The following is a 22,803-nucleotide window of genomic DNA, read 5'->3' as shown; positions in this document are numbered from 1 at the left end:
CCCGCGCCTCATCCATCCTCCAGGTGCAGCAGGATGCCAGCCGCCAGCATGAAGGACGCCACCGGCGGGGCCCAGGCCGCGAGGTAGACCGGGATCTGTCCGTTTTCTCCAAGGATCTGAGCAAAGTTGCGGATGTAATGCAGGGTAAAGCCCAGCATCACCGCGATCAGCACCGAGACGCCGGTGTTGCTGAGCCGCGCGTGCCGCATCGTGAAGGCGGCGGCGACCATGACGAGCGCCACCAGAAAGAGCGGGCGCGACAGCTCCATCTGGAACCACACGGCGTACCTGCGGGCCGAGAATCCGGCCTCTTCCAGCTGATTGATGAACGCGGGAAGGTCCCACAGCGAGATGTATTCCGGCTTGCCGAAGCTGTCGATGATGCGGTCCTGAGTGAGCGCCGACGGAAGCTCTAGCTGCGCGATCTCCTCGGCAGACGCCTCGGGATTCCGGCCTGGCGAAAGATCCCAGATCTTGGCGTTCTTCAGGTCCCACTGGCCGGCCGCGAGGCTTGCCGTCTCGGCCACGATGCGCTGCTCGGGTTCGCCCTCGGGGGAAAAGTTGATGAACGTCGCGTCATAGAGCGTGGTGACGTCGGAACTGGCCCGAGCGGCGTGGATCACGGTCTGGCCCTCGGAACTGCCCTGGCGCAGCCACAGGCCCTCGGACGCGATGGCCAGAACGCTGGTGCCGCCGCCCATGTAGGTGTTCACCACGTCGTTGTAGCGTTTCGACGCCGCCGCGACGAGCGGGTTGAGCATGGTGATCGACAAGACCCCGATCAGCGCCGCCACCGTGACGGGTGCGGCCAGGCTGCGCAGGGCCGAGCGGCCCGCGGCCCGCGTCACGACCAGTTCGGACGACCGCGCCAGCCGCAGAAAGAGGGCGACGGCGGACAGGATCACGACCAGCGGCAGGATTTCGTAATTGGCGTGCGGCACGTTGAGCAATACGACGCCAAGCACATCCACGAAGGGCAGGTCGGGAAAGTCCTGAAGCTCGTCCACGAGGTCGATCAAGGCCAGAAGGATCACGAAGACCGATGCGATGGCGACGAAGGTCCACAGGAACTTGCGGGCGAAATAATAGTGCAGGATCATGCCGCGCCCTCCGCCGGGCCCGAGGGGCCGCGGCGCGGCCCGAACGGCCAGAGCCGCCGCACGAAGCCGGGATGCGCCGCAAGGTAGAGCAGGATCACGGTCAGCCCCGCGCCGATGCCGGTCGGCAGGTAGATCAGGGGCCAGGCGGTTGCGCTCGCAAGGACCGCGCCCGACACGGCGCCCTCGACCATCTTGATCATCACCAGCAAGGTGAAGGCGCCCACGATCTGCCACCAGACGCCGAACCGGCTGTAGGTGCCCACCAGCAGCGTGGCAAACCCGATCAGGGCGGCGACGATGCACATCAGGGCCTGCGCAATGCGGCCATGCGCCTCGTAGAGAACCTCGGGCACCGTTCTGCCGGTGATCTCGGCCATCTCGGCCGAGCGGAAGAGCAGATCGCCGGTCAGCGCGAAGTCCACGCGGTTCAGGTTCGTGGGATCGCGCGAGATGAGCCTGCTGATGTCATAGGAAAAATCGTCGAAATGGGTCGTGAACAGGCGGTTGCCCTCGGCGCGCAGGTTCTGTGCCAGCCCCTCGACCATCACCAGTTTGGTACCGCCGCCTTCCTGAACGAGATAGGCCTGGGTGGAGGTGTAGGTTACCGGCGTCTGGGCGTTGCGCCGGTCCGACAGGAAGACATCGCGCAATTCGCCTTCGGGCGTGATGTCGCGGATATAGAAGGTAATGCCGGGGGCCGGGTGCAGGAACTCTCCCTCGGTCAGGAGCTTGGCGGTGATGTTCTGGCTGACCTCGGCCTGGCGCAGGCGCAACTGGCTCAGGCTCTTGGGGATCAGGTAGTGGCTGAGCACCGACATCATGAGCGCGATCAGGATCCCGTAGATCAGCACCGGGCGGATCAGGCGCCAGGGCGAATAGCCGGTGGCCTGCATCACCGTCATCTCGGACTCCGTGGTCATCCGGTTGGTGACATAGACCGCCCCGGCGAAGGTCGCGATGGGCAGGACCACGCCGATTACGCCGGGCAGGGTCAGGGCGGTGAACTCGAGGAAGATCCAGGCAGGCTGGCCGTCGCCGATCAGCCGGTCGAACATCCGCACCGCCTTGTTGATCCAGAAGATCGACACCAGCACAAGTGCGAAGAACCCGAACAGCACCATGAATTGCGACAGCATGTACCTGTCGAATCTGGTCACGCTTTCCCCCCGCGGTCTAGCAGCATTTCAGGGGAAGTTATGCGATTTGATTGCGGGGGAAAACCGATAAAGCGACGCGGGCCGGCGGTTTGCGGCCGGCACTGGCCTTCCACTTCGCGAGGCGCTAGGTCTGGTGACGAAAGACAGACAATTTCCGCGCAAGGAGCATCCCATGAGCACGCCCGTTTCCGTCACCTTCACCGACCTGGACCTCGACGCCATTGCCGCAGCGGAAGGCCGCGTCGCGGTGATCGTCACACCCAGCGGCAAGATGGGCCCCGGTGCGCGGCGCGTGAACCGGCTGACCAAGGGGGCGGTCAAGCGCCTGCTGGAAAGCGAGGCGTGGGAAAAGACCAAACCCGGGCAAGTGGTGACCTTGGCCTGGCCCACGGGCCTGGCTGCCAAGGCGCTGGACGTGCTGTGCCTGGAGCGCGGGGCGGACCCGGTCGAGACGCGCAAGGCTGGTGCGGCCCTGGGCAAGTTGAAGGGCGAGGCGCCGCTTCTGGTGCTGGCGGGCACCGCGCGGCGGCTGGGCGAGCTGGCGCAGGGGATCGCACTGCGGGCTTACTCGTTCGATGCGCGCAAGTCGAAGCAACCCGAGGAACCGGGCGCGGTGTCAATCATGGTCGGCAAGCCCGACGAGGCCACCGAGGCGGCGAAATCCGCCCTGGCGGTGGCCGAGGGCGTGTTGATGACGCGCGACCTGGTGTCGGAACCGGCGAACCACTTGACCACCGCCGAATTCGCCAAGCGCATCAAGGAGATGGAGAGCCTAGGGCTGAAGATCACCATCCTTGAAGAAGACGAGCTTGAAAGGCAGGGGATGGGGCTGCTGCTGGCCGTGGGGCAGGGGTCGGCTTCGCCCACGAAGGTTGCAGTGATGGAATGGTCTGGCGGCCGCGACGGCGATGCGCCGCTGGCGCTGGTCGGCAAGGGCGTGGTTTTCGACACCGGGGGCATTTCGCTGAAGGTGCCCACGGGCATGGAGGACATGACCATGGACATGGGCGGCGCAGGCGTGGTCGTCGGCACGATGCGCGCCCTCGCGCTGCGCCAGGCCAAGGCCAATGTCGTGGGCCTTGTCGGGCTGGTCGAGAACATGCCCTCGGGCGAGGCCTATCGCCCCGGTGACGTGTTTACCTCGATGAAGGGTGACACGGTCGAGATCATCAACACCGACGCCGAGGGACGCCTGCTGTTGGCCGATGTGCTGTGGTACGCGCAGCAGACCTACAAGCCCTCCGCGATCGTCGATCTCGCCACGCTGACGGGGGCGATGATCATTGCGCTTGGGCATGAGAACGCGGGCGTCTTTTCCAACGACGACAATTTCTGCGACAAGTTCCTGCGTGCCGCCAAGAACGAGGGCGAGGGGGCCTGGCGCCTGCCGCTGGGCGAGGCCTATGACAAGCAGCTCAAGTCCGACATCGCCGATATGAAGAACGTGGGCGGACGGCCCGCCGGCTCGATCACCGCGGCGCAGTTCCTGCAACGTTTTGTCGAGGAAGGGACGCCCTGGATCCACCTTGATATCGCGGGCGTGGCGCGGGTGACCAAGGACACGGATTTCGCCCCCAAGGGCTCGACCGGCTGGGGCGTCATGAGCCTCGACCGGCTTGTGGCCGATCAATACGAAGGGGAGTGATGGGCGCGGTTTATTTCTATCACCTGACCCGCCGTCCGCTGGAGGCGACGCTGCCGATGCTGCTGGACAAGGCGCGCGGCGCGGGATGGCGCGTGCTGGTGCGCGGCACGCAGGAGGCGCGGCTGGACTGGCTGGACGAAAAACTGTGGCTGGGGCCCGAGGAGGGCTTTCTTCCGCACGGGCGCGCGGGCGGGCCGCATGATACCCGCCAGCCGATCCTGCTGAGCACCGGCGCGGTGACCAACGGCGCCGTCTGCATCATGAGCGTCGACGGCGCCGAGGTGTCACCCGACGAGGTGCAGGCGCTGGAACGGACCTGCATCCTGTTCGACGGCAACGACGACCAGGCTCTGAACCACGCCCGTGGCCAGTGGAAGACCCTGACTGGCGCGAGTTGTTCTGCGCAATACTGGTCCGAGGAGTCGGGCCGGTGGGAGAAGAAAGCCGAGGCGTGAGGGACGCGCTTCCGTCTAGCGGGTCAGGATCATCTTTCCGTCGGAAATCTGCACATTCGAGAACCGCTCGAGATAGCTCATGCCCAAAAGCGATCGGTCCAGTTCGCCGCCATTGACCGACGCCGCGATGCCGCGGTCCTCCAGCGGGCCGATCTTCAGGCTGTCCAGGCGCACCGGCGCGGTGCTGACCGTGCCGTTGGCGGTGCCGGCCCGCCCGATGAAAGCGAGGTCGTCCGTGTTTAGGCCGGCGCTCTCGGCATCGGCCCGGGTCAGCACGATCAGCGTCGCGCCGGTGTCCACCACGAAATCCACCGGGGCGCCGTTCACCTCGGCCGTGACATAGTAATGCCCGTCCAGCGCCCGGCGCAACTCGATCTGATCTTCGCCCAAAGTCGTGTAGGATGCGGGGCTTGCGGTGTTGCGGATATCGCCCCAAAGCCCGACGGCGGCGATGGCGCCCACGAAGATCAGACCCCAGACCACGACATATTGCATGTTCTTGCCCAGCGAGGTGCGGTTCTGCGCGAAAAACCACGCGACGACTGCTGCGCCGAGCAGCGCGAGGTAGATCAGTCGTGCGGTGTCATCTCCGGTCATGGCGCAAGATATAAGCAGCGGCGCGTCAGCCCGCCAGCCCAAACCCCTTCAATCCGTCCAGCACGAACTGAACCGCCAGCGCGGCCAGCAGCATCCCCAGAAGGCGGGTGATGACGTTGATGCCGGTCCGCCCCAGGGCGCGTTCCAGCAGGCCGGCGGTCAGGAACAGCAGGAACACGAGCGTCACCACGCTCAGCATCACGCCGATGACCCAGGCGAGTCCCTCGATCCCGGGTTGCTGTCCGGCCAGCAGGATCACGGTGGTGATCGCGCCCGGACCGCCGATCAGCGGAATGGCCAGCGGGTAGATCGAGGGGTCGTCGCGGTCGTCTTCCTCGTCGGCCTGGTCCTTGCGCCGCTTGGTGCGCCGTTCGAACAACATGTCGAGCGCGGTCAGAAACAACAGAAGCCCGCCCGCGATCCGGAAGGCGGGCATCGAAATGCCGACGAAGTCCAGCACGGATTCGCCGAAGCTGGCAAACACGATCAGGATAAGCGCCCCGGCAACGCAGGCGCGCAAGGCGATGGCGCGGCGGCGCGCCGGGCTGTCGCCTTGGGTCAGCGCCACGAAAAGCGGAGTCATCCCGATCGGGTCGATGATGACGAAGAGCGCCACCCAGGCGGTGATGAGGAAACTGGGGTCCATACGCGTGGTTTGCGATGCGATGCGCGGCTTGTAAACCGCTTGTGACTAGTTTTCCGCCGCGTCCAGCCGTTCCAGTGCAGCCAGCCATAGCGCCTCGGCCCGGTCGAGTCCCTCCATCACCTCGGCATACTTGCGCTGCCAGGCTTCCATGTCGTTCGCCTTGGCATCGCTGTAGATCGTGGGATCGGCCAACTTGGCCGCGATCTTGTCGCGCATCACGTTCAGCTTTTCCACGCGCTGTTCGCAGGACTTCACGTCATGCCGCAACTCCAGAACGGTGTCGCGAGGGGGGCGTTTTGGCTTCGGCGCAGGCTTTTCCACCGCCGCCGTTGCCGCTTCCTTTTTCGGGGGCTTCTGGTCCAGCAGGGCGGCGCGATAGGTTTGCAGGTCGCCCTCGTAGGGCTTTACCGTGCCGTCCTTGACCAGCCACAGCCGGTCGGCCACCAGTTCCAGCAGGTGCATGTCGTGGCTGACGAGGATGATCGCGCCGGTGTAGTCCGTCAGCGCCTCGACCAGCGCCTCGCGGCTCTCGATATCGAGATGGTTGGTCGGCTCGTCGAGGATCAGCATGTGCGGCGCGTCGATCGTGGCCAGCATCAGCGACAGCCGGGCCTTCTGCCCACCCGAGAGTTTCGCCACCAATGTGTCGGCCTGTTCCGCGCCGATCCCGAAGCCGCCCAGCCGCGCGCGCAGCTTGGCCTGGCCGTCATCGGGATAAAGGCGCCGGATGTGATCGAGCGGGCTTTCGTCGAGGTGCAACTCGTCCACCTGGTGCTGCGCGAAATAGCCCACGCGCAGTTTCGAGGCGGCGTGTTTCTTGCCGTCCAGAACCTCAAGTTTACCCGATAACAGCTTGGAAAGCGTGGACTTCCCTTCGCCGTTGCGCCCCAGAAGCGCGATCCGGTCGTCCTGGTCGATCCTCAGCGTCAGGCGCTGCAAGACCGGCACGCCGTCATAGCCCGTGGCCACATTGTCCAGCCTCAGAATGGGCGGCGACAGCTGGTCGGGCTCGGGGAAGGTAAAGCGGCGCAGCGCGGCCTCTTGCGGGCGCGAGATCGGCTTCATCTTCTCCAGCGCCTTGATGCGGGACTGCGCCTGTTTCGCCTTGTCCGCCTTGTAGCGGAATCGGTCGACATAGGATTGCAGGTGGGCGCGGCGCGCCTCCTGTTTCTTCGCCTCGGCCTCGGCATTGGCCAGCCGCGCGGCGCGGGTTTCCGCAAAGGTGTCGTAGCCGCCCTGGTAGAGCGTCAGCTTGCGGTCTTCCAGATGCAGGATCGCCCCCACGGCGCGGTTCAAGAGTCCTCGGTCGTGGCTGATGACCAGAACGGTATGGGGATAGCGCGCGAGGTAGCTTTCCAGCCAGAGCGCGCCTTCGAGGTCGAGATAGTTCGTGGGCTCGTCGAGCAGCAGCAGATCGGGCGCGGTGAAAAGCACCGCAGCCAGCGCCACGCGCATCCGCCAGCCGCCCGAGAAGGCCGAGCAGGGCTGGTCCTGTTCTTCGTCGGTGAACCCCAGACCCTTGAGGATGGTCGCCGCACGGGCCTCGGCGCTCCAGGCGTCGATATCGGCCAGGCGCGTCTGAATTTCGGCGATCCGCGTGCCGTCCGTCGACGTTTCGGCCTCGGCCATCAAGGCGCTGCGCTCGGTGTCGGCGGCCAGAACGGTGTCGATCAGCGCCACCTCGTTGCCCGGCACCTCCTGGTCGACGCCACCGATGCGGGCGCGTTCGGGCAAGGAGATCGTGCCGGTGTCCAGCGGCAGTTCGCCCCGGATCATGCGGAAAAGCGTGGTCTTGCCGGTGCCGTTGCGGCCAACCAGACCCACCTTGTGGCCCGCTGGGATGACGGCCGATGCCCCCTCGATCAGGGGGCGGCCGGCGACCGAGAAACTTATGTCATCAAGACGCAACATGCGCACCGCATGCCGTATCGCGCCCGCGCCGTCAATCGCAGCTTTTCAATCATGCACCCCCATGCTATCGGGGCGCCGAACATCGGCGCAGGCATGGGGTTTGCGCCACGACTGATACGAAAAGAGGCTACTATGGCTGTCGAACGCACGCTCAGCATCATCAAACCCGATGCCACCAAACGCAACCTGACCGGCAAGATCAATGCCAAGTTCGAGGATGCCGGCCTGCGCATCATCGCGCAGAAGCGGATTCACCTGTCCAAGGCGCAGGCCGGCGTGTTCTACGCCGTGCATTCCGAGCGTCCGTTCTACGACGAACTGTGCGAATTCATGGCGTCCGAGCCGGTCGTCGTGCAGGTGCTGGAAGGCGAAGGCGCGATTGCCAAGAACCGCGAAGTGATGGGCGCCACGAACCCCGCCGATGCGGCCCCGGGCACGATCCGCGCGGAATTCGCGGAGTCGGTCGGCGAGAATTCGGTTCACGGGTCCGACGCGCCGGAGACGGCAGCGGTGGAAATCGCTTATTTCTTTTCAGGTCTCGAACTGGTCGGCTGACCGCACCGAGACAGAAGAGCAAAGACGGCGTGATCTTCGGGTCGCGCCGTTTTTGTCTGCGCCGGGCGCTTCAGATCGCGGCGAAGTCGGTGAAGACCTGTCTCGAGATGACCACCTTGGCGTCCTTGCGCACGACGTTGCGCGGTGTCGGTGCGGGTTTCTGTGACTTCTGGGGGAGGTCGGGGGTCGTTGCCATGTGCCTGCTCCTTTTTTGGGTCAGACCGGCCGGAAAGCGCCGACCGGCGCCTGGTTATCCGAACAGGGTTGCCGTCAACATGGACTTAAGTTGGGCCGAAATGTGGCGGGATTGCGGCATTCGCCGTGAAATTTGTATCGTAATCGCGTCCAAGACCGTGCAAGGGTAAGTTCCGAAACGAGAAAAAGTGCAGATCCCATGGCCCCCGGAAAGCTGAATCAGGACCCGCACAAGGTTCGTGAGCATCAGGACATGAACCTGGAAACCGCCATCGGGCGGGCCGTGCGCGAGTTCCGCAAGACCCGTGGCATGACCGTGTCGGACCTGTCGGACGTCACGGGCCTGTCAGTCGGCATGCTGTCGAAGATCGAGAACGGCGTCACATCGTCGTCGCTGACCACGTTGCAGGCGCTGTCGACCGCGCTGAGCGTGCCGATCACGGCGTTCTTCCGCCGGTTCGAGGAGCGGCGCGAAGTGGTGCATGTCAAGGCGGGCGAGGCCGTCGAGATGGAGCGCGCCGGTACGCGGGCGGGGCATCAATACAACCTTCTGGGCCACATCGGCGCCAACAACAGCGGTGTCGTGGTGGAACCCTACCTGATCACGCTCAACGAGGAATCGGACGTCTTTCCCACCTTTCAGCACGACGGAATAGAGTTGCTCTATATTCTGGAGGGCGAGGTGGGGTATCGCCATGGTGACCAGCGATTTCACCTTCGGCCCGGCGACAGCCTGTTTTTCGATGCCGACGCGCCGCATGGCCCTGACGAATTGCTGAGCTTGCCGATCCGCTACCTGTCGGTAATCTCTTATCCGCAGGGCGAACGATAAATATTCCCCACAAGAATATTTAATTCACCCCATTGCGTCTTCTTTCCCGCCGTATTAGCGTCTCTGCAACATAGGAGACATCGATATGTGTGGAATCGTTGGACTGTTCCTGAAGGACAAGACGCTTGAGCCGCGCTTGGGCGAAATGCTGACCGACATGCTGATCACAATGTCCGACCGCGGGCCCGACAGTGCGGGCATCGCGGTTTACGGCACGGATCGCGACGGGCAGGCGAAGCTGACCCTGCAAGCCGCCGAGCCAAGCCAGTTCGAGGGCCTTGCCGAGGAGATCGGCAAGGAGGTGGGTACCAGCCTCAGCCAGCGGGTGATCGATACTCACGCGGTGCTGGACCTGCCGCAGGACAAGGTGTCGGCGGCGCGGCAGGCGATCAAGCGGCTGCGCCCGGATATTCGTGTGATGAGCGCGGGCGATATCATCGAGATCTACAAGGAAGTCGGTCTGCCGGGGGACGTGGCGAAACGCTTCGACATTCCCAAGCTCACCGGCAGCCATGGCATCGGGCATACCCGCATGGCCACCGAGAGCGCGGTTACCACGCTGGGGGCGCACCCGTTTTCCACGGGGTCCGACCAGTGCCTTGTCCATAACGGGTCGCTCAGCAATCACAACGCGCTGCGCCGGCAACTGGCGCGTGAAGGAATCGAGGTGGAGACGCAGAACGACACCGAGGTCGCCGCGGCCTACCTGACGTGGAAAATGCAGCAAGGTCATACACTTGGTGAAGCGCTGGAGGCGGGGCTGGCGGACCTGGACGGGTTTTATACCTTTGTGGTCGGCACCAAGGACGGGTTCGGCGTGCTGCGCGATCCCATTGCCTGCAAACCGGCCGTGATGGCCGAGACCGATCAATACGTGGCCTTCGGCAGCGAGTATCGCGCGCTGGTGAACCTGCCGGGGATCGAGGACGCCCGCGTGTGGGAGCCGGAGCCTGCCACCGTTTATTTCTGGAGCCATTGAGATGCAGACATACGATTTGGAAGCGGATGGGCTGCGCGGGCTGAACGCCGCGCTGCAAGGGGCCAGCGGCAACGAGACCGGCTGGGAAGTGGTGAACCCGCGTGGCAGCCATGCCATCGCGGTGGGTCTGGATGCACCGCTGGATGTGACCGTGAAGGGCTCGACCGGCTATTATTGTGCGGGCATGAACCAGCAGGCGACGGTCCGCGTGGCTGGCAATGTCGGCCCCGGCGTGGCCGAGAACATGATGAGCGGCACAGTGATCGTCGAAGGCGATGCCAGCCAGTATGCCGGGGCGACCGGGCATGGGGGCCTCCTGGTGATCAAGGGCAATGCCTCGTCCCGCTGCGGGATCTCGATGAAGGGGATCGACATCGTGGTGGGCGGTAATGTGGGGCATATGTCGGCCTTCATGGGGCAGGCGGGGCACCTGGTGGTGTGCGGGGATGCGGGCGATGCGCTTGGCGACTCGATCTACGAGGCGAAGCTGTTCGTGCGGGGCAGCGTCAAGAGCCTGGGCGCAGACTGCATCGAAAAGGAAATGCGGCCCGAGCATATCGAGAAGCTGACCGAGCTGCTGGGCAAGGCCGGGATCGACCCCGATCCGTCCGAGTTCAAGCGCTATGGCTCGGCCCGCAAGCTCTACAATTTCAAAGTCGACAACGCCTATTGAGGAGACGGACAAATGAGCGACAATCAAAAATCCTCTCCGCGGACTTTGCCGAGATATTCCAATACCTTCACGCCTGACGTTAACGCTGAGATCCGGCGCGCGGCGGCCACCGGCATCTACGATATCCGAGGCGGCGGGGCCAAGCGGAAGGTGCCGCATTTCGACGACCTGGTGTTCCTGGGTGCGTCCATGTCGCGCTATCCGCTGGAAGGCTATCGCGAGCGGTGTGACACGAACGTGGTGCTGGGCACGCGCTATGCCAAGAAACCCATCGAGCTGAAGATCCCGATCACCATTGCCGGCATGAGTTTCGGCGCGTTGTCGGCGCAGGCGAAAGAGGCGTTGGGGCGTGGCGCGTCCATGGCCGGAACCTCGACCACCACGGGGGACGGCGGCATGACGCCGGAAGAGCGCGGGCAATCGAGAACGCTTGTTTATCAATACCTTCCTAGCCGTTACGGGATGAACCCGGTCGATTTGCGCAAAGCGGATGCCATCGAGGTCGTTGTCGGCCAGGGCGCCAAGCCCGGTGGCGGCGGGATGCTTTTGGGCCAGAAGATCTCGGACCGCGTGGCCGAGATGCGCACGCTGCCCAAGGGGATCGACCAGCGCTCGGCCTGTCGCCACCCGGACTGGACGGGCCCCGATGATCTGGAGATCAAGATCCTTGAGCTGCGCGAGATCACCGGCTGGGAAAAGCCGATCTACGTCAAGGTCGGCGCCGCGCGGCCGTTCTTCGACACGACGCTGGCCGTGAAGGCCGGGGCGGACGTGGTGGTGATCGACGGGATGCAGGGCGGCACGGCCGCCACGCAGGACGTCTTTATCGAGCATGTCGGCATCCCGACATTGGCGTGTATCCGCGAGGCCGTGGCCGCGCTTCAGGAACTGGGCATGCACCGCAAGGTGCAGCTGATCGTCTCGGGCGGCATCCGCACGGGCGCAGACGTGGCCAAGGCGCTGGCGCTTGGCGCGGATGCGGTCAGCATCGGCACGGCGGCCATGGTGGCCATCGGCGACAACGACCCCAAGTGGGAGGCCGAGTACAACGCGCTCGGCTCCACCGCCGGGGCCTACGACGACTGGCACGAAGGCCGCGACCCGGCCGGCATTTCCACCCAGGACCCGGAATTGTCGAAACGCCTGGACCCGGTCGAGGCCGGGCGGCGGCTGAACAATTACCTCAAGGTCCTGACGCTGGAGGCTCAGACCTTGGCCCGGGCCTGCGGCAAGAACCACGTGCACAACCTGGAGCCAGAAGATTTACAAGCCCTTACCGTGGAGGCCGCCGCCATGGCGCGAGTGCCTTTGGCGGGAACCTCTTGGATTCCCGGGCAGGGCGGTATGTAATCGCGACAATAATCAACAACGACAAGAAACGGGGAGACGACAATGGCCACGGACCTGGCGAAATTCGCCGACAAGAACGGCGTCAAATATTTCATGATTTCCTTCACCGACCTGTTTGGCGGACAACGCGCCAAGCTGGTGCCGGCGCAGGCGATTGCCGAGATGCAGGAGGATGGCGCGGGGTTCGCGGGCTTTGCCACGTGGCTGGACATGACACCGGCGCATCCCGATATGCTGGCTGTGCCGGACCCGGAGTCGGTGATCCAGCTGCCGTGGAACCCCGAGGTGGCGTGGGTCGCCGCCAACCCGGTGATGGAGGGCGAGGACGTGGCCCAGGCCCCGCGCAACGTGCTGCGCCGCCTGATTGCCGAGGCCGCCGAGGAAGGCCTGCACGTCAAGACGGGCGTAGAGGCGGAGTATTTCCTGCTGACTCCGGACGGCAATTCGTTGAGTGACGAGTTCGATACCGCCGAAAAGCCGTGCTATGACCAGCAGGCGGTGATGCGCCGCTATGACGTGGTGCGCGAGATCTGCGACTACATGCTGGATCTGGGCTGGGGCCCGTACCAGAATGACCACGAGGACGCCAATGGCCAGTTCGAGATGAACTGGGAGTTCGACGACGCTCTGGTGACAGCCGACCGGCATTCGTTCTTCAAGTTCATGACGAAGTCAGTGGCCGAAAAGCACGGCTTTCGCGCGACCTTCATGCCCAAGCCGGTCGAAGGGCTTACAGGCAACGGCGCGCATGTACATATTTCGGTCTGGGACGCGCCCGGTGCCAAGGCCAAGACCAACGTCTTTGCCACCGACAAGGCCGAGGGTAGCCCGACGGCGGAACTGGGCCTGTCGGACCGGGGCGCGCATTTCCTGGGTGGGATCATGAAGCACGCCAGCGGCATGGCAGCGATCACCAACCCGACCGTGAACAGCTACAAGCGGATCAACGCGCCGCGCACCACGTCGGGGGCCACATGGGCGCCCAACACGGTCACATGGACCGGCAACAACCGCACCCACATGGTGCGCGTGCCGGGGCCGGGGCGGTTCGAGCTGCGGCTGGCGGACGGGGCGGCGAACCCCTATTTGTTGCAAGCCGTGGTCATCGCGGCGGGCCTCAGCGGGATCCGGTCCAAGGCCGATCCGGGCAAGCGGTACGACATCGACATGTACGCCGAAGGCCACAAGGTGCGGGGCGCGCCGAAACTGCCGCTGAACATGCTGGATGCCTTGCGGCTTTACGACAAGGACAGCGAGTTGAAGGCGATGCTGGGCGAGGAATTCTCGTCCGCGTTCCTGAAGATGAAGCGGCAGGAGTGGGATTCCTACATGGCGCATTTCAGCCAGTGGGAAAAGGACCATACGCTGGATATCTGACCATTGACCCTGTCCGGGGCGCGTGTCTTGATGCGCCCCAGACAGTTGGGAGGATACCATGAAGTTGCACCGTATGACCGCCGCCGTTCTGGCCGGCACGATGCTGGCTCTGCCGGCCGCCGCCGAGACCCGCGTGACCTACAAATCGGCCAAGACGGCCTCGTCCTATTACCAGATGGGCGTGCAGATCGCCGAGGCCATGCAGGAGGCCTCGGACGGCGAGATCAGCGTCACCGTCGAGGAAAGCCAGGGCTCGGTCCAGAACGTGATGGAAGTGCGCGCGCGGGGCAGCGATTACGTCTTTACCACGCCCCCGGTGCTGGTCAGCCTGGCGCAGGGCGGCAAGGCCATGTTCGAGGGCAAGGGCGACCCGGCCTTTGATGAAATCCGCGCGCTGTTCCCGATCCCGTCGCTGACCATGCATTTCGTCATGACCGAGGAAAGCGGCGCCACGACGCCGGCCGACCTGGAAGGCAAGACGATCCTGCTGGGCAAGGGAAGCTTCGGCGCGACGGAGGGCGAGAAGTATCTCGACCTTTTCGGGCTGGCTGACAAGGTCGAGATCGCCGACGTGGAACTGTCGAACGCTGTTCCTGCCATGCAGAACGGGCAGATCGACGGGTTCGTGACCGCAGGCTCGTGGCCCGCGCCGAACGTGGTCGAGGCCGCGGCCTCGACTGGTGTGATGGTGCTGTCGATGAGCGATGAGCAGATCGCCGAGACCGGGCGCACCAAGCTGGTCATTCCCGCTGGCACCTATGCTGGGCAGTACGAGGATATCGTGACGACCTCGCTGCCGGTGGCGGCCTACACGACAACCAAGATGGATGACGAGACCGCCTATCAGCTGACCAAGACCTATTGGGAAAGCAAGGCCAAGCTGGCGGAATCCTCTGCGTGGTGGAATGGCGTGGACGAAGGCCTGATGGAGAACATCACCGGCCAGATCCATCCCGGCGCCGTGCGCTATTACGAAGAGGCGGGCCTCGCCCTGACCGACGCCCAGAAGTGACCACGTGAGCCTGACGACCCCCGATCCCGCCGCGCAGGCCGGTCCTGCGCGGCTTTTCTGGCTTGGCCTGGCGCTGGCTTCGGTGGTGTTTCATATCGGCCTGGTGTTCTGGGGGCTGGTGCCGAACCTGGTCAGTCGTCCGATGCACCTGGTGTTCGTGCTGCCCTGGGTGCTGATCTGGGGGCAGGCGGGGCTGATGCGCCAGAGCGGGTATGTGCTGGCGGGGCTTGGCGTGGGCGCGGCGCTGTGGGTGGTCCTTCACCGCGACATGCTGGGGGACCAGTACGGGTTTCTGGAAGGCCAGGGGCAGGTGGCCATCGCCGCCGTGCTGATCCTCGTGGTGCTGGAAGCGGCCCGGCGGGCGATTGGCTGGCCTCTGCCGTTGGTGGCGGCTATCGCGCTTCTATACGGGCTGTTCGGGCAATATATCCCGGGCCGTTTCGGCCATTCGGGCACGCCGATTGAGAGCTTTCTGGGCACGCTGACCATTGCTGAAGGCGCGCTTTGGGGGTCGCTGACACAGGTGTCGGTGAACGTGGTGGCGATCTTTGTCATCTTCGGCGCGGTGCTGAACGCGGGCGAGGCGGGGCAGGGGTTCATGAACGTGGCCGCTGCCGCCGCGGGGCGTCTGCGGGGCGGGGCCGCCAAGGTCTCGGTGCTGAGTTCGGCGCTCTTCGGCTCGATCTCGGGCTCGGCCTCGGCCAACGTGGCCTCGACCGGGGCGGTGACGCTGCCGGCGATGGAGAAGCTGGGATACCCCAAGCGGATCGCCGGCGCGGTGGAGGCGGTGGCGTCATCGGGCGGGCAGATCATGCCGCCGCTGATGGGGGCGGGGGCCTTCGTCATGGTCGAGCTGACGGGGGTGCCCTATACCGGCGTCATGGCAGCCGCGGCACTGCCCGCGCTTTTGTATTTCTGGGCCGTCTGGGTCGGGATCGACGGCTATGCGGCGCGGTTCGACTTGCGTGGGCTGTCGGATGCGGATCGGCCCGCGCGGCGCGATGTGATTGTAACGTCAGGGTTTTTCCTTGTTCCCTTCCTGATCCTGCTGTGGGGCATGTTCGTGATGCGGGTGACGCCGCAATACGCCGCGTGCCTGTCGATCTTTGCCGGGGCGGCGCTGCTCTTGTTGGGGTCAGACCTGCGGGTGAACCTGGGGCGCGCGCTGGAGCGGGCCGAGACGGCGCTGATGACCGCGGCGCGGCAGGTGGCGCTGATCGGCGCGATCATCTTTTGCGCCTCATTGGTCATCGGGGTGCTGGGCGTCACGGGGCTGGGGGTCAAGATCACCTCGCTGATCCTGTCGGCCTCGGGCGGGATGCTGTGGCCGTCACTGCTGCTAACCGCTTGCGCCTGCTTGATTCTGGGCATGGAGGTGCCCACGACGGCGGCCTATGTGATCTGCGTCTCGGTCGCCGGGCCGGCGCTGATCGAGCTGGGGATGGAGCCCTTGCAGGCGCATCTGTTCGTTTTCTGGTACGCGCTTTTGTCGACCATCACGCCGCCCGTCTGCGGGGCCGTGTTCATCGCGGCGGGGATGATCGGCGAGAACTGGCTGCGGGTCGCGCTGACGGCGATGACGCTGGGTGTAGGCCTCTACCTGATCCCGTTGGGGATGGTGGCGAACCCCGGCATCACGGCGTTGGCGGAAGCGCCCGGATGGGCGGTTCTGGCGATGGTCAAGGTGGGCGCGGGGCTGGCGCTGGTCAGCCTGTCGCTGGTGCTGAAGAAAGGCTGGCCAGTGCGGGCTGCAGCGTTCGCGGTGGGGCTGGTTTTGATCCTTTGGCCAATTTCTTAACGGCGAATCGGGGGCAAAAACCCACGTCGGTATTGCGTCGGTATTTTGGTGGCCTCGCGTCGGTGCCGTTGTCCGAAGGCTTGTGTGAACGGACCGCGCGCCGTTAAGCATTTGCAAAGAAAAACGCGGTCCCGAAACGGGACCGCGCCTTGGATTAACCGGGGTGAAAGACCCGGCTCAGCCGTTGGCTTCGCGGATCTTGTCGGCGGCGTCCTTGTCGTAGGTGACGCCGTTTTCTTCGAACAGCGTGTCGAGCTCGCCCGAGAGCGTCATCTCGGTGATGATGTCGCAGCCGCCGACGAATTCGCCCTTCACGTAGAGCTGCGGGATGGTGGGCCAGTCGGAATAATCCTTGATGCCCTGACGGATGCCGTCATCGGACAGCACGTTCACATCCGTATACTCGACGCCCATGTAGTTCAGCACGCCCGCGACGCGGGACGAGAACCCGCATTGCGGCATGGTCTTGGTGCCCTTCATGTAAAGCACCACGTCGTTGGCTTTGACGGTCTCTTCGATTTGCGTCTTCGGGTCGCTCATTTCCTGGTGTCCTTCGGTGCAAAGATTTTGGCATAGGCTTGCGGATCGCGGGGGATTTCCCAGCGTCGGACGTTGCCGCCGCCCATGCCGGATTGGTAGTCGGATTCTAGTGTGTGCATCCCGGTCCCCGGTTCGCTGCCGCGCTGGCCGGGGGTTTTGCGCTGGCCCACGATGGCGACCGCGGCGATGGCGGCGGCAACCAGGACCAGCAGGATGATCAGCGTCCAGCTCATGGGCCTAGTCCGGGGCCTTGGTGGTCAGCGCCAGCGCGTGCAGGTCGCCCGAGGGGCCGTCCATCTTGCCCTTGAGCGCGGCATAGACGGCGCGCTGCTGCTGAACGCGGTTCTTGCCCCGGAAGCTTTCGTCGATGACCTCGGCCGCGTAGTGGTTCCCGTCGCCGGCCAGATCGGTGATGGTGATCTTGGCGTCTGGGAAGGTTTCGCGGATCAGGTCCTCGATTTCCTGGACTTGCATGGGCATGTGCGCGTCTCCTTGGTGTCTGTCCCTGATGTAGAGAGGGCAGGGCCGGGATGCAAGCGACGGACGTGGTTTCCGGCGATGTCGCCCGTGGCGGGGCAGTCCGGGATTTCATCCCGGCATCCGGGTGGGGCGGCGGGGTGAAACCCCGCCCTACGATGTGGGGCGGAGGTCTTCGACGGACAGAGGGCGTCGTCCGGTACGCGGGGCAGGGTAGGCCGGGATTTCATCCCGGCACCGGGGTGCGGAGGCGGGGTGAAACCCCGCCCTACGATGTGGTGCGGGTGTGCGCCGCGTCAGAGTTCCTCGCCCTTCTTCAGAAGCTCGTCAATGAGGTCGCGCTGCAAGGTGCCGCTGTCGCCACCGCCGAACTGCATCGCGCCGCCGGTGTAGAGCGTGCCGTAGGTCTGAACAAGGTTGACCACCTGGCCGAGGCCAGAGATCAGCTGGTCCTTTTCCAGCGGGCTGAGCGGATGGATATAGGTGGACCAGACCATGTCCTTGGCGATGGCGTAGCGGGCGTCGAGCGCGGTGTCGAAATTGGCCTGCATCATGCGTCGAAGCGTGTCGACCTGCACGTCTTCGAGATCGGCCACAGGGGACAGGGCGCGCATCCGGTCATTGTCGGGATCGGTGATGATCAGTACGGGCGTGTCGGCGATGGTCAGTTGCCAGACGCGGCCGTCGGTCCGGATGTTCTCGTCCAGTGATTTCAGGATGGTGTCCAACCGGTCAAGCGACATGGGGGCTTCGATCGGAGTGTCCGGGGTGGGCGTTTCGCTGTCTTGGGCGGTGGCCATGAGGGGCAGCGTGAAGAGGGCGAGGGTCAGGGGCAGGCGGAGCATGGTCGGAACCTTTCGGAGGGTAGGTTCCGAAAGAATGGCAGAGCATGGCAGGCCCGCCAACGCCCCCGACGCAAACGTGATGGGGCGCGAGCGGCAAGGTCTGTGCGACACGTCCCGGACTTGATCCGGGACCTCTTGGGTGGTGGAGGCCCCGGATCAAGTCCGGGGCGGGGTCACCGAATTGCCGTCAGGCGAAGGTGTCGCCGAAGGTGCCGCGATAGATCGCGGCGAGCTCGGTGAGTGGCGCGCTGGAGCGGCCCATCTGCACGTCGCTGCCGGTGAAGCGGCCTACGCTTTGGATCGGCACGCCGGCCTGGCCTGCGGCGATCATCAGCGCCTCGGCCTGGTCGAAATTGCAGGCCACGAGGTAGCGGGCCTGGTCCTCGCCGAAGAGCGTCGCGGTCTCGTCGCTGTCGAGGCAGACGCCCACTCCCGCCGCTTCGGCCATTTCGAAGGCCGCCAGTGCGAGGCCGCCGTCGGAAAGGTCGGTGCAGGCCTTGATCAGCGCGTGGTTGGCGCGGATGAAGTCGCCGTTGCGTTTCTCGGCGTCGAGATCGACGTGGGGCGCGTCGCCGTCGACGCGGTTATAGACCTCGGCCAGAAGCGCCGACTGGCCCAGGTGGCCTGTGGTTTCACCCACCAGAAGCGCCACGTGGCCGTCGCGGGCCTGGCCGGTGATGGCGGTTTCGGGGTCCTTTATAAGACCGACCGCGCCGATGGTGGGGGTGGGCAGGATGGCCGAGCCGTCGGTCTCGTTATAGAGCGAGACGTTGCCCGACACGATCGGCATGTCGAGCGCCGCGACGGCCGCGCCGATGCCTTTGATCGCCATGACGAACTGGCCCATGATCGCGGGTTTTTCCGGGTTGCCGAAGTTGAGGTTGTCGGTGGTGGCGAGCGGTACGGCGCCCAGTGCCGTGAGGTTGCGGTAGGCCTCGGCCACCGCCTGTTTGCCGCCCTCGAAGGGGTTCGCCTTGACGTAGCGTGGGGTCACGTCGGAGGTGAAGGCGAGGTGCTTATCCGTGCCGTGCACGCGGATGAGGCCCGCGCCCTGGCCGGGGGTGCGGGCGCTGTCGGCCATCACCATGGTGTCGTATTGCTCGTACACCCATTGCTTGGCGCAGTAGTTGACCGAGCCGATGAGGGCCTTCAGCCCGTCGATGGGATCGACATTCGGCACGTCGGCATCCACTAATGCCTCGGGCGTTTCCGGCTCGTCCCATGGGCGGTCGTATTCCGGCGCGCTTCCCGAGAGCGTGGCGAGGGGCAGGTCGGCCATGACTTCGCCCTTGTGCATGATGAGGAAGCGGTCCTCGGCGATGGTTTCGCCGACGATGGCGAAGTCGAGGTCCCATTTCTCGAACACGGCGCGGGCCTCGGATTCCTTTTCCGGGCGCAGGACCATGAGCATACGTTCCTGGGATTCGCTGAGCATCATCTCGTAGGCGGTCATGTTCGCCTCGCGCTGCGGCACGGCGTCGAGGTTAAGCTTCACGCCGAGGCCACCCTTGTCGCCCATCTCGACAGCGGAGCAGGTGAGGCCCGCCGCGCCCATGTCCTGGATCGAGATGACGGCGCCGGTGGCCATCAGCTCCAGCGTGGCTTCCATCAGGCGTTTCTCGGTGAAGGGGTCGCCGACCTGGACGGTTGGGCGCTTTTCCTCGATGGTTTCGTCGAATTCGGCGGAGGCCATGGTGGCGCCGCCGACGCCGTCGCGGCCGGTTTTGGCACCGAGGTAGACCACGGGCATCCCGATGCCGGAGGCGGCGGAGTAGAAGATCTTGTCGGCATCCGCGAGGCCCGCCGCGAAGGCGTTCACGAGGCAGTTGCCGTTATAGGCGGGATCGAAACGGACCTCGCCGCCCGCGCAGGGCACGCCGAAGCAGTTGCCGTAGCCGCCGATGCCCTCGACCACGCCATGCACCAGCTGGCGGGTCTTGGGGTGGGCGACTTCGCCGAAGGAGAGCGAGTTCATGGAGGCGATGGGGCGCGCGCCCATGGTGAAGACGTCGCGCAGGATGCCGCCGACGCCGGTGGCCGCGCCCTGATAGGGCTCGATATACGACGGGTGGTTGTGGCTTTCCATCTTGAAGACCACGGCCTGACCGTCGCCGATATCGACGACGCCCGCATTCTCGCCCGGGCCGCAGATCACCTGCGGGCCGTCGGTGGGCAGGGTGCGCAGCCACTTCTTGGAGGACTTGTAGGAGCAATGCTCGTTCCACATGGCCGAGAAGATGCCGAGTTCGGTGAAGCTCGGTTCGCGGCCGATGATTTCGAGGATGCGGTCGTACTCGTCGGGCTTGAGCCCGTGGGCCGCGATCAGATCGGACGTGATGGCCGGTTCCTGCATGTGAAACATGTCCCCCAAGGTGCGGTGCAGATGGCGCCCCTATTAGGACATGAACGCAGCGGGGGGAAGGGGGTGCGGCGCGGTGCGTGCCATGGGCCTTGACGGAGGCCGCGCGATGCCGTCGGGTTGGGCGAATAGGAGGTGCCATGAAGATCATAGAGAACCCGTGGCGCGGGCAGGGGCTGATGGATGGCGTGCTGGCCGAGATCCCCGGGCCGAGCGTGGACGCCGCCGCGCCGTTGCGGCTTCTGGCGCAGTGCCCGGCGCATGGGGAGACGCCGCTGGAGCGGCGCGAGGCGTTTGGCACGACGGTATTCGTGAAGGACGAGCGCGGGCGCATGGGGCTGGGCAGCTTCAAGGCGCTTGGGGCGGCTTACGTGATTGCGCATGAGGCCGCGGCGACGGGGGCGGACAACTTGGCGCGTGCGCTGGCTGGGCGGACATACGTGACGGCAAGTGCGGGCAATCACGGGATGTCGGTGGCCGCCGGGGCCAGGGTCTTTGGCGCCAAGGCGGTGGTCTATATCGCCGAGACTGTGCCCGAAGGCTTTGCCGGGCGGCTGCGAGACATGGGCGCGGATGTGGTGCGGGCCGGGGCGGATTACGCGGCCAGCATGAAGGCGGCAGAGACGGCGGCCTCGGACAACGGCTGGACGCTCTTGTCGGACAGTTCCTGGCCGGGATACGTGGACCTGCCCTGGCGGCTGATGGAAGGCTACCTCGTGATGGCCGAGGAGGCGGTGCGGCAGATGCCCGAGGTGCCGACGCATGTCTTTTTGCAAGCCGGGGTCGGCGGGCTGGCGGGTGCCTGCGCGGCGCTGTTTCGGCAGCGCTGGGGCGCCGCGCCGCGCATCGTCGTGGTGGAACCCGAGGCGGCCCCGGCGTTGCAGGCGAGTATCGAGGCGGGGCGTCCGGTGGTGACCGAAGGTCCGGTCTCGGCCATGGGGCGGCTGGACTGCAAGGACCCGTCACTGATCGCGCTGCGCGGGCTGTCGCGGGATGCGGACGATTTTGCGACCATCACCGAGGAGGAGGCGGCGGCGGTGCTGCCGGAACTGACGCTGATGGGGCTGGAGAGCACCGAATCCGGTGCGGCGGGGCTGGCGGCCGTGCGGTTGATGGGCCTTGGGCCGGAGGCGCGGGTGCTGTGCATCCTGAGTGAACAGGCATGAACCGGGGCTTCGACCGTGCGGAATACGAGACCCGCACGGCGCGGGCGCAGGTGCTGATGGACCGCGCGGGGCTGGGGGCGCTCTTGCTGACGACCGAGGCGGATGTGCGCTATTTCACCGGGTTCCTGACGCGATTCTGGGAAAGCCCGAGCCGTCCGTGGTTCCTGGTGGTGCCGCGCGAAGGGCCGCCCAAGGCGGTGATTCCGTCGATCGGCGCGGCGCTGATGGGGCGCACATGGGTCGAGGAGATCCGAACGTGGTCGGCCCCCGATCCGGACGACGACGGTGTGAGCCTGCTGGCGGCCACGCTGCGCGAGGTGGGCGGCCCGGTAGGGGTGCCATCGGGATACGAGACACATTTGCGGATGCCGCTGGCGGATTTCGCGCGGATAAAGGAGCTGGCGGGTCTGCCGTTCACGGGCGATGCGGGGATCGTCGCCGGCCTCAGGGCGGTAAAGTCGCCCGCCGAGATTACCAAGATCGAAACGGCCTGTGCCATTGCAGGGCGCGCCTTTGCCCGGGTGCCCGAGATCGCGGGCGAGGGCCGGCCGCTGGCGCAGGTCTTTCGCGATTTCCAGCGTCAGCTGCTGGAGGAAGGCGCGGATTGGGTGCCGTACCTTGCGGGCGGCGCGGCGCAGGGCGGTTACGCGGACGTGATCTCGCCCGCGTCCGAGACGCCGCTGCGGGCGGGCGACGTGCTGATGCTGGACACGGGCGCGGTGTGGGACGGGTATTTCTGCGATTTCGACCGGAATTTCGCGGTGGGCCATGTGGGCGACGGCGTGGCGGAGGCCCATGCGCGGCTGACCGAGGCCACGGCGGCAGCGATGGAGATCGCCCGGCCCGGAGCGCGCGCCTGCGACCTGTGGCGCGCCATGTCTGCTGTCGTCGGTACGGGCGAGACGGCGGGGCGGCTGGGCCACGGGCTGGGGATGCAGCTGACCGAGGGGATGTCGCTGACGCCACGCGATCAGACGGTGCTGGAGCCGGGCATGGTGATCACGCTGGAGCCGGGGATAGACCGGCCCGGGGGCCTGTGCATGGTGCATGAGGAGAACATCGTGATCACCGACGGCGCGCCGCGGGCGCTGTCGCCGCTGGCGGGCGCGGACATCCCGTTGATCTGAGCAAAAA

23 protein-coding genes are annotated in these 22,803 nt (G+C 65.5%); 12 read left to right on the top strand and 11 right to left on the bottom strand.

Features of this window, described 5'->3' with window-relative positions; all coding sequences use genetic code 11:
* Positions 1-8: 8 nt before the first annotated feature.
* Positions 9-1,100, bottom strand: a complete 1,092-nt coding sequence (lptG, locus tag FIU85_RS02730; protein ID WP_152492196.1) for an LPS export ABC transporter permease LptG — start codon at positions 1,098-1,100, stop codon at positions 9-11.
* Positions 1,097-2,236, bottom strand: a complete 1,140-nt coding sequence (gene lptF / locus FIU85_RS02725; RefSeq protein WP_152494448.1) for an LPS export ABC transporter permease LptF — start codon at positions 2,234-2,236, stop codon at positions 1,097-1,099. Before lptF ends, lptG begins: the two co-directional genes overlap by 4 nt.
* Before the next feature lie 193 nt (positions 2,237-2,429).
* Here lptF and FIU85_RS02720 point away from each other — a divergent pair, with 193 nt between their 5' ends.
* Both FIU85_RS02720 and FIU85_RS02715 read left to right on the top strand, forming a co-directional pair.
* On the top strand, positions 2,430-3,902 hold the full coding sequence (locus FIU85_RS02720; protein ID WP_152495761.1) for a leucyl aminopeptidase: 1,473 nt from the start codon (positions 2,430-2,432) through the stop codon (positions 3,900-3,902).
* Positions 3,902-4,357 carry a DNA polymerase III subunit chi gene (locus tag FIU85_RS02715; protein WP_152492198.1) on the top strand — a complete coding sequence of 152 codons (456 nt, stop codon included), beginning with the start codon at positions 3,902-3,904 and terminating at the stop codon, positions 4,355-4,357. Before FIU85_RS02720 ends, FIU85_RS02715 begins: the two co-directional genes overlap by 1 nt.
* 15 nt (positions 4,358-4,372) lie before the next feature.
* On the opposite strand, the gene FIU85_RS02710 is transcribed toward FIU85_RS02715, so the two are convergent.
* From FIU85_RS02710 to FIU85_RS02700, 3 genes are read right to left on the bottom strand one after another with little or no spacing between them, the layout of a single operon-like run.
* Complete coding sequence (locus FIU85_RS02710; RefSeq protein WP_152495760.1) at positions 4,373-4,954, bottom strand: TIGR02281 family clan AA aspartic protease; 582 nt, start codon at positions 4,952-4,954, stop codon at positions 4,373-4,375.
* 25 nt (positions 4,955-4,979) lie between these two features.
* Positions 4,980-5,600, bottom strand: a complete 621-nt coding sequence (locus FIU85_RS02705; protein ID WP_152492200.1) for a MarC family protein — start codon at positions 5,598-5,600, stop codon at positions 4,980-4,982.
* Between the two features lie 45 nt (positions 5,601-5,645).
* The gene (locus tag FIU85_RS02700; protein WP_152495759.1) at positions 5,646-7,511 is read right to left on the bottom strand and encodes an ABC-F family ATP-binding cassette domain-containing protein; all 1,866 of its coding nucleotides are present in this window, start codon (positions 7,509-7,511) and stop codon (positions 5,646-5,648) included.
* A gap of 132 nt (positions 7,512-7,643) precedes the next feature.
* Here FIU85_RS02700 and ndk point away from each other — a divergent pair, with 132 nt between their 5' ends.
* Positions 7,644-8,066, top strand: coding sequence for a nucleoside-diphosphate kinase (gene ndk, locus FIU85_RS02695; protein ID WP_057793921.1), 423 nt, complete (start codon positions 7,644-7,646; stop codon positions 8,064-8,066).
* A gap of 70 nt (positions 8,067-8,136) precedes the next feature.
* On the opposite strand, the gene FIU85_RS22475 is transcribed toward ndk, so the two are convergent.
* Entirely contained in the window at positions 8,137-8,262 is a 126-nt protein-coding gene (locus FIU85_RS22475; protein WP_302849012.1) for a hypothetical protein, read from the bottom strand.
* A 198-nt stretch (positions 8,263-8,460) separates the two neighbouring features.
* On the opposite strand from FIU85_RS22475, the gene FIU85_RS02690 reads away from it, so the two are divergent.
* The 7 genes from FIU85_RS02690 (at position 8,461) to FIU85_RS02660 (ending at position 16,282) form a co-directional block, all read left to right on the top strand.
* Entirely contained in the window at positions 8,461-9,093 is a 633-nt protein-coding gene (locus FIU85_RS02690) for an XRE family transcriptional regulator (protein WP_152492202.1), read from the top strand.
* Between the two features lie 85 nt (positions 9,094-9,178).
* The gene (locus FIU85_RS02685) at positions 9,179-10,072 is read left to right on the top strand and encodes a glutamine amidotransferase family protein (RefSeq protein ID WP_152492203.1); all 894 of its coding nucleotides are present in this window, start codon (positions 9,179-9,181) and stop codon (positions 10,070-10,072) included.
* Between the two features lies 1 nt (position 10,073).
* Positions 10,074-10,745, top strand: coding sequence for a protein GlxC (locus FIU85_RS02680; protein ID WP_152495758.1), 672 nt, complete (start codon positions 10,074-10,076; stop codon positions 10,743-10,745).
* 12 nt (positions 10,746-10,757) lie between these two features.
* Positions 10,758-12,095, top strand: coding sequence for an FMN-binding glutamate synthase family protein (locus FIU85_RS02675; protein ID WP_152495757.1), 1,338 nt, complete (start codon positions 10,758-10,760; stop codon positions 12,093-12,095).
* Positions 12,096-12,137: 42 nt separating this feature from the next.
* Entirely contained in the window at positions 12,138-13,472 is a 1,335-nt protein-coding gene (gene glnT, locus FIU85_RS02670) for a type III glutamate--ammonia ligase (protein WP_152495756.1), read from the top strand.
* Positions 13,473-13,530: 58 nt separating this feature from the next.
* Entirely contained in the window at positions 13,531-14,484 is a 954-nt protein-coding gene (locus FIU85_RS02665) for a TAXI family TRAP transporter solute-binding subunit (protein WP_152495755.1), read from the top strand.
* A gap of 4 nt (positions 14,485-14,488) precedes the next feature.
* Entirely contained in the window at positions 14,489-16,282 is a 1,794-nt protein-coding gene (locus FIU85_RS02660) for a TRAP transporter fused permease subunit (protein ID WP_254702992.1), read from the top strand.
* A gap of 177 nt (positions 16,283-16,459) precedes the next feature.
* Here the strand turns inward: FIU85_RS02660 and grxD are convergent, their stop codons facing one another.
* From grxD to purL, 5 genes are all read right to left on the bottom strand, one after another.
* On the bottom strand, positions 16,460-16,822 hold the full coding sequence (gene grxD, locus FIU85_RS02655; protein ID WP_152495754.1) for a Grx4 family monothiol glutaredoxin: 363 nt from the start codon (positions 16,820-16,822) through the stop codon (positions 16,460-16,462).
* A complete protein-coding gene (locus FIU85_RS02650) occupies positions 16,819-17,055 on the bottom strand; it encodes a hypothetical protein (protein WP_152495753.1) in 237 nt (78 codons plus the stop codon). The genes grxD and FIU85_RS02650 overlap by 4 nt, the downstream gene beginning before the upstream one ends.
* A 4-nt stretch (positions 17,056-17,059) precedes the next feature.
* On the bottom strand, positions 17,060-17,302 hold the full coding sequence (locus FIU85_RS02645) for a BolA/IbaG family iron-sulfur metabolism protein (protein ID WP_057793905.1): 243 nt from the start codon (positions 17,300-17,302) through the stop codon (positions 17,060-17,062).
* 293 nt (positions 17,303-17,595) lie between these two features.
* Positions 17,596-18,144 (bottom strand): type III secretion system chaperone, encoded by a 549-nt coding sequence (locus tag FIU85_RS02640; RefSeq protein ID WP_152495752.1) that lies wholly within the window; start codon positions 18,142-18,144, stop codon positions 17,596-17,598.
* Between the two features lie 187 nt (positions 18,145-18,331).
* The gene (gene purL / locus FIU85_RS02635) at positions 18,332-20,497 is read right to left on the bottom strand and encodes a phosphoribosylformylglycinamidine synthase subunit PurL (protein WP_152495751.1); all 2,166 of its coding nucleotides are present in this window, start codon (positions 20,495-20,497) and stop codon (positions 18,332-18,334) included.
* 146 nt (positions 20,498-20,643) lie between these two features.
* Here purL and FIU85_RS02630 point away from each other — a divergent pair, with 146 nt between their 5' ends.
* On the top strand, positions 20,644-21,669 hold the full coding sequence (locus tag FIU85_RS02630; protein WP_152495750.1) for a pyridoxal-phosphate dependent enzyme: 1,026 nt from the start codon (positions 20,644-20,646) through the stop codon (positions 21,667-21,669).
* Entirely contained in the window at positions 21,666-22,796 is a 1,131-nt protein-coding gene (locus FIU85_RS02625) for a Xaa-Pro peptidase family protein (RefSeq protein ID WP_152495749.1), read from the top strand. Before FIU85_RS02630 ends, FIU85_RS02625 begins: the two co-directional genes overlap by 4 nt.
* Positions 22,797-22,803: the final 7 nt, after the last annotated feature.

Source organism: Roseovarius sp. THAF8, from assembly GCF_009363735.1.
Classification (GTDB): domain Bacteria; phylum Pseudomonadota; class Alphaproteobacteria; order Rhodobacterales; family Rhodobacteraceae; genus Roseovarius.
This window is presented reverse-complemented; position numbering and strand designations above follow the sequence as displayed.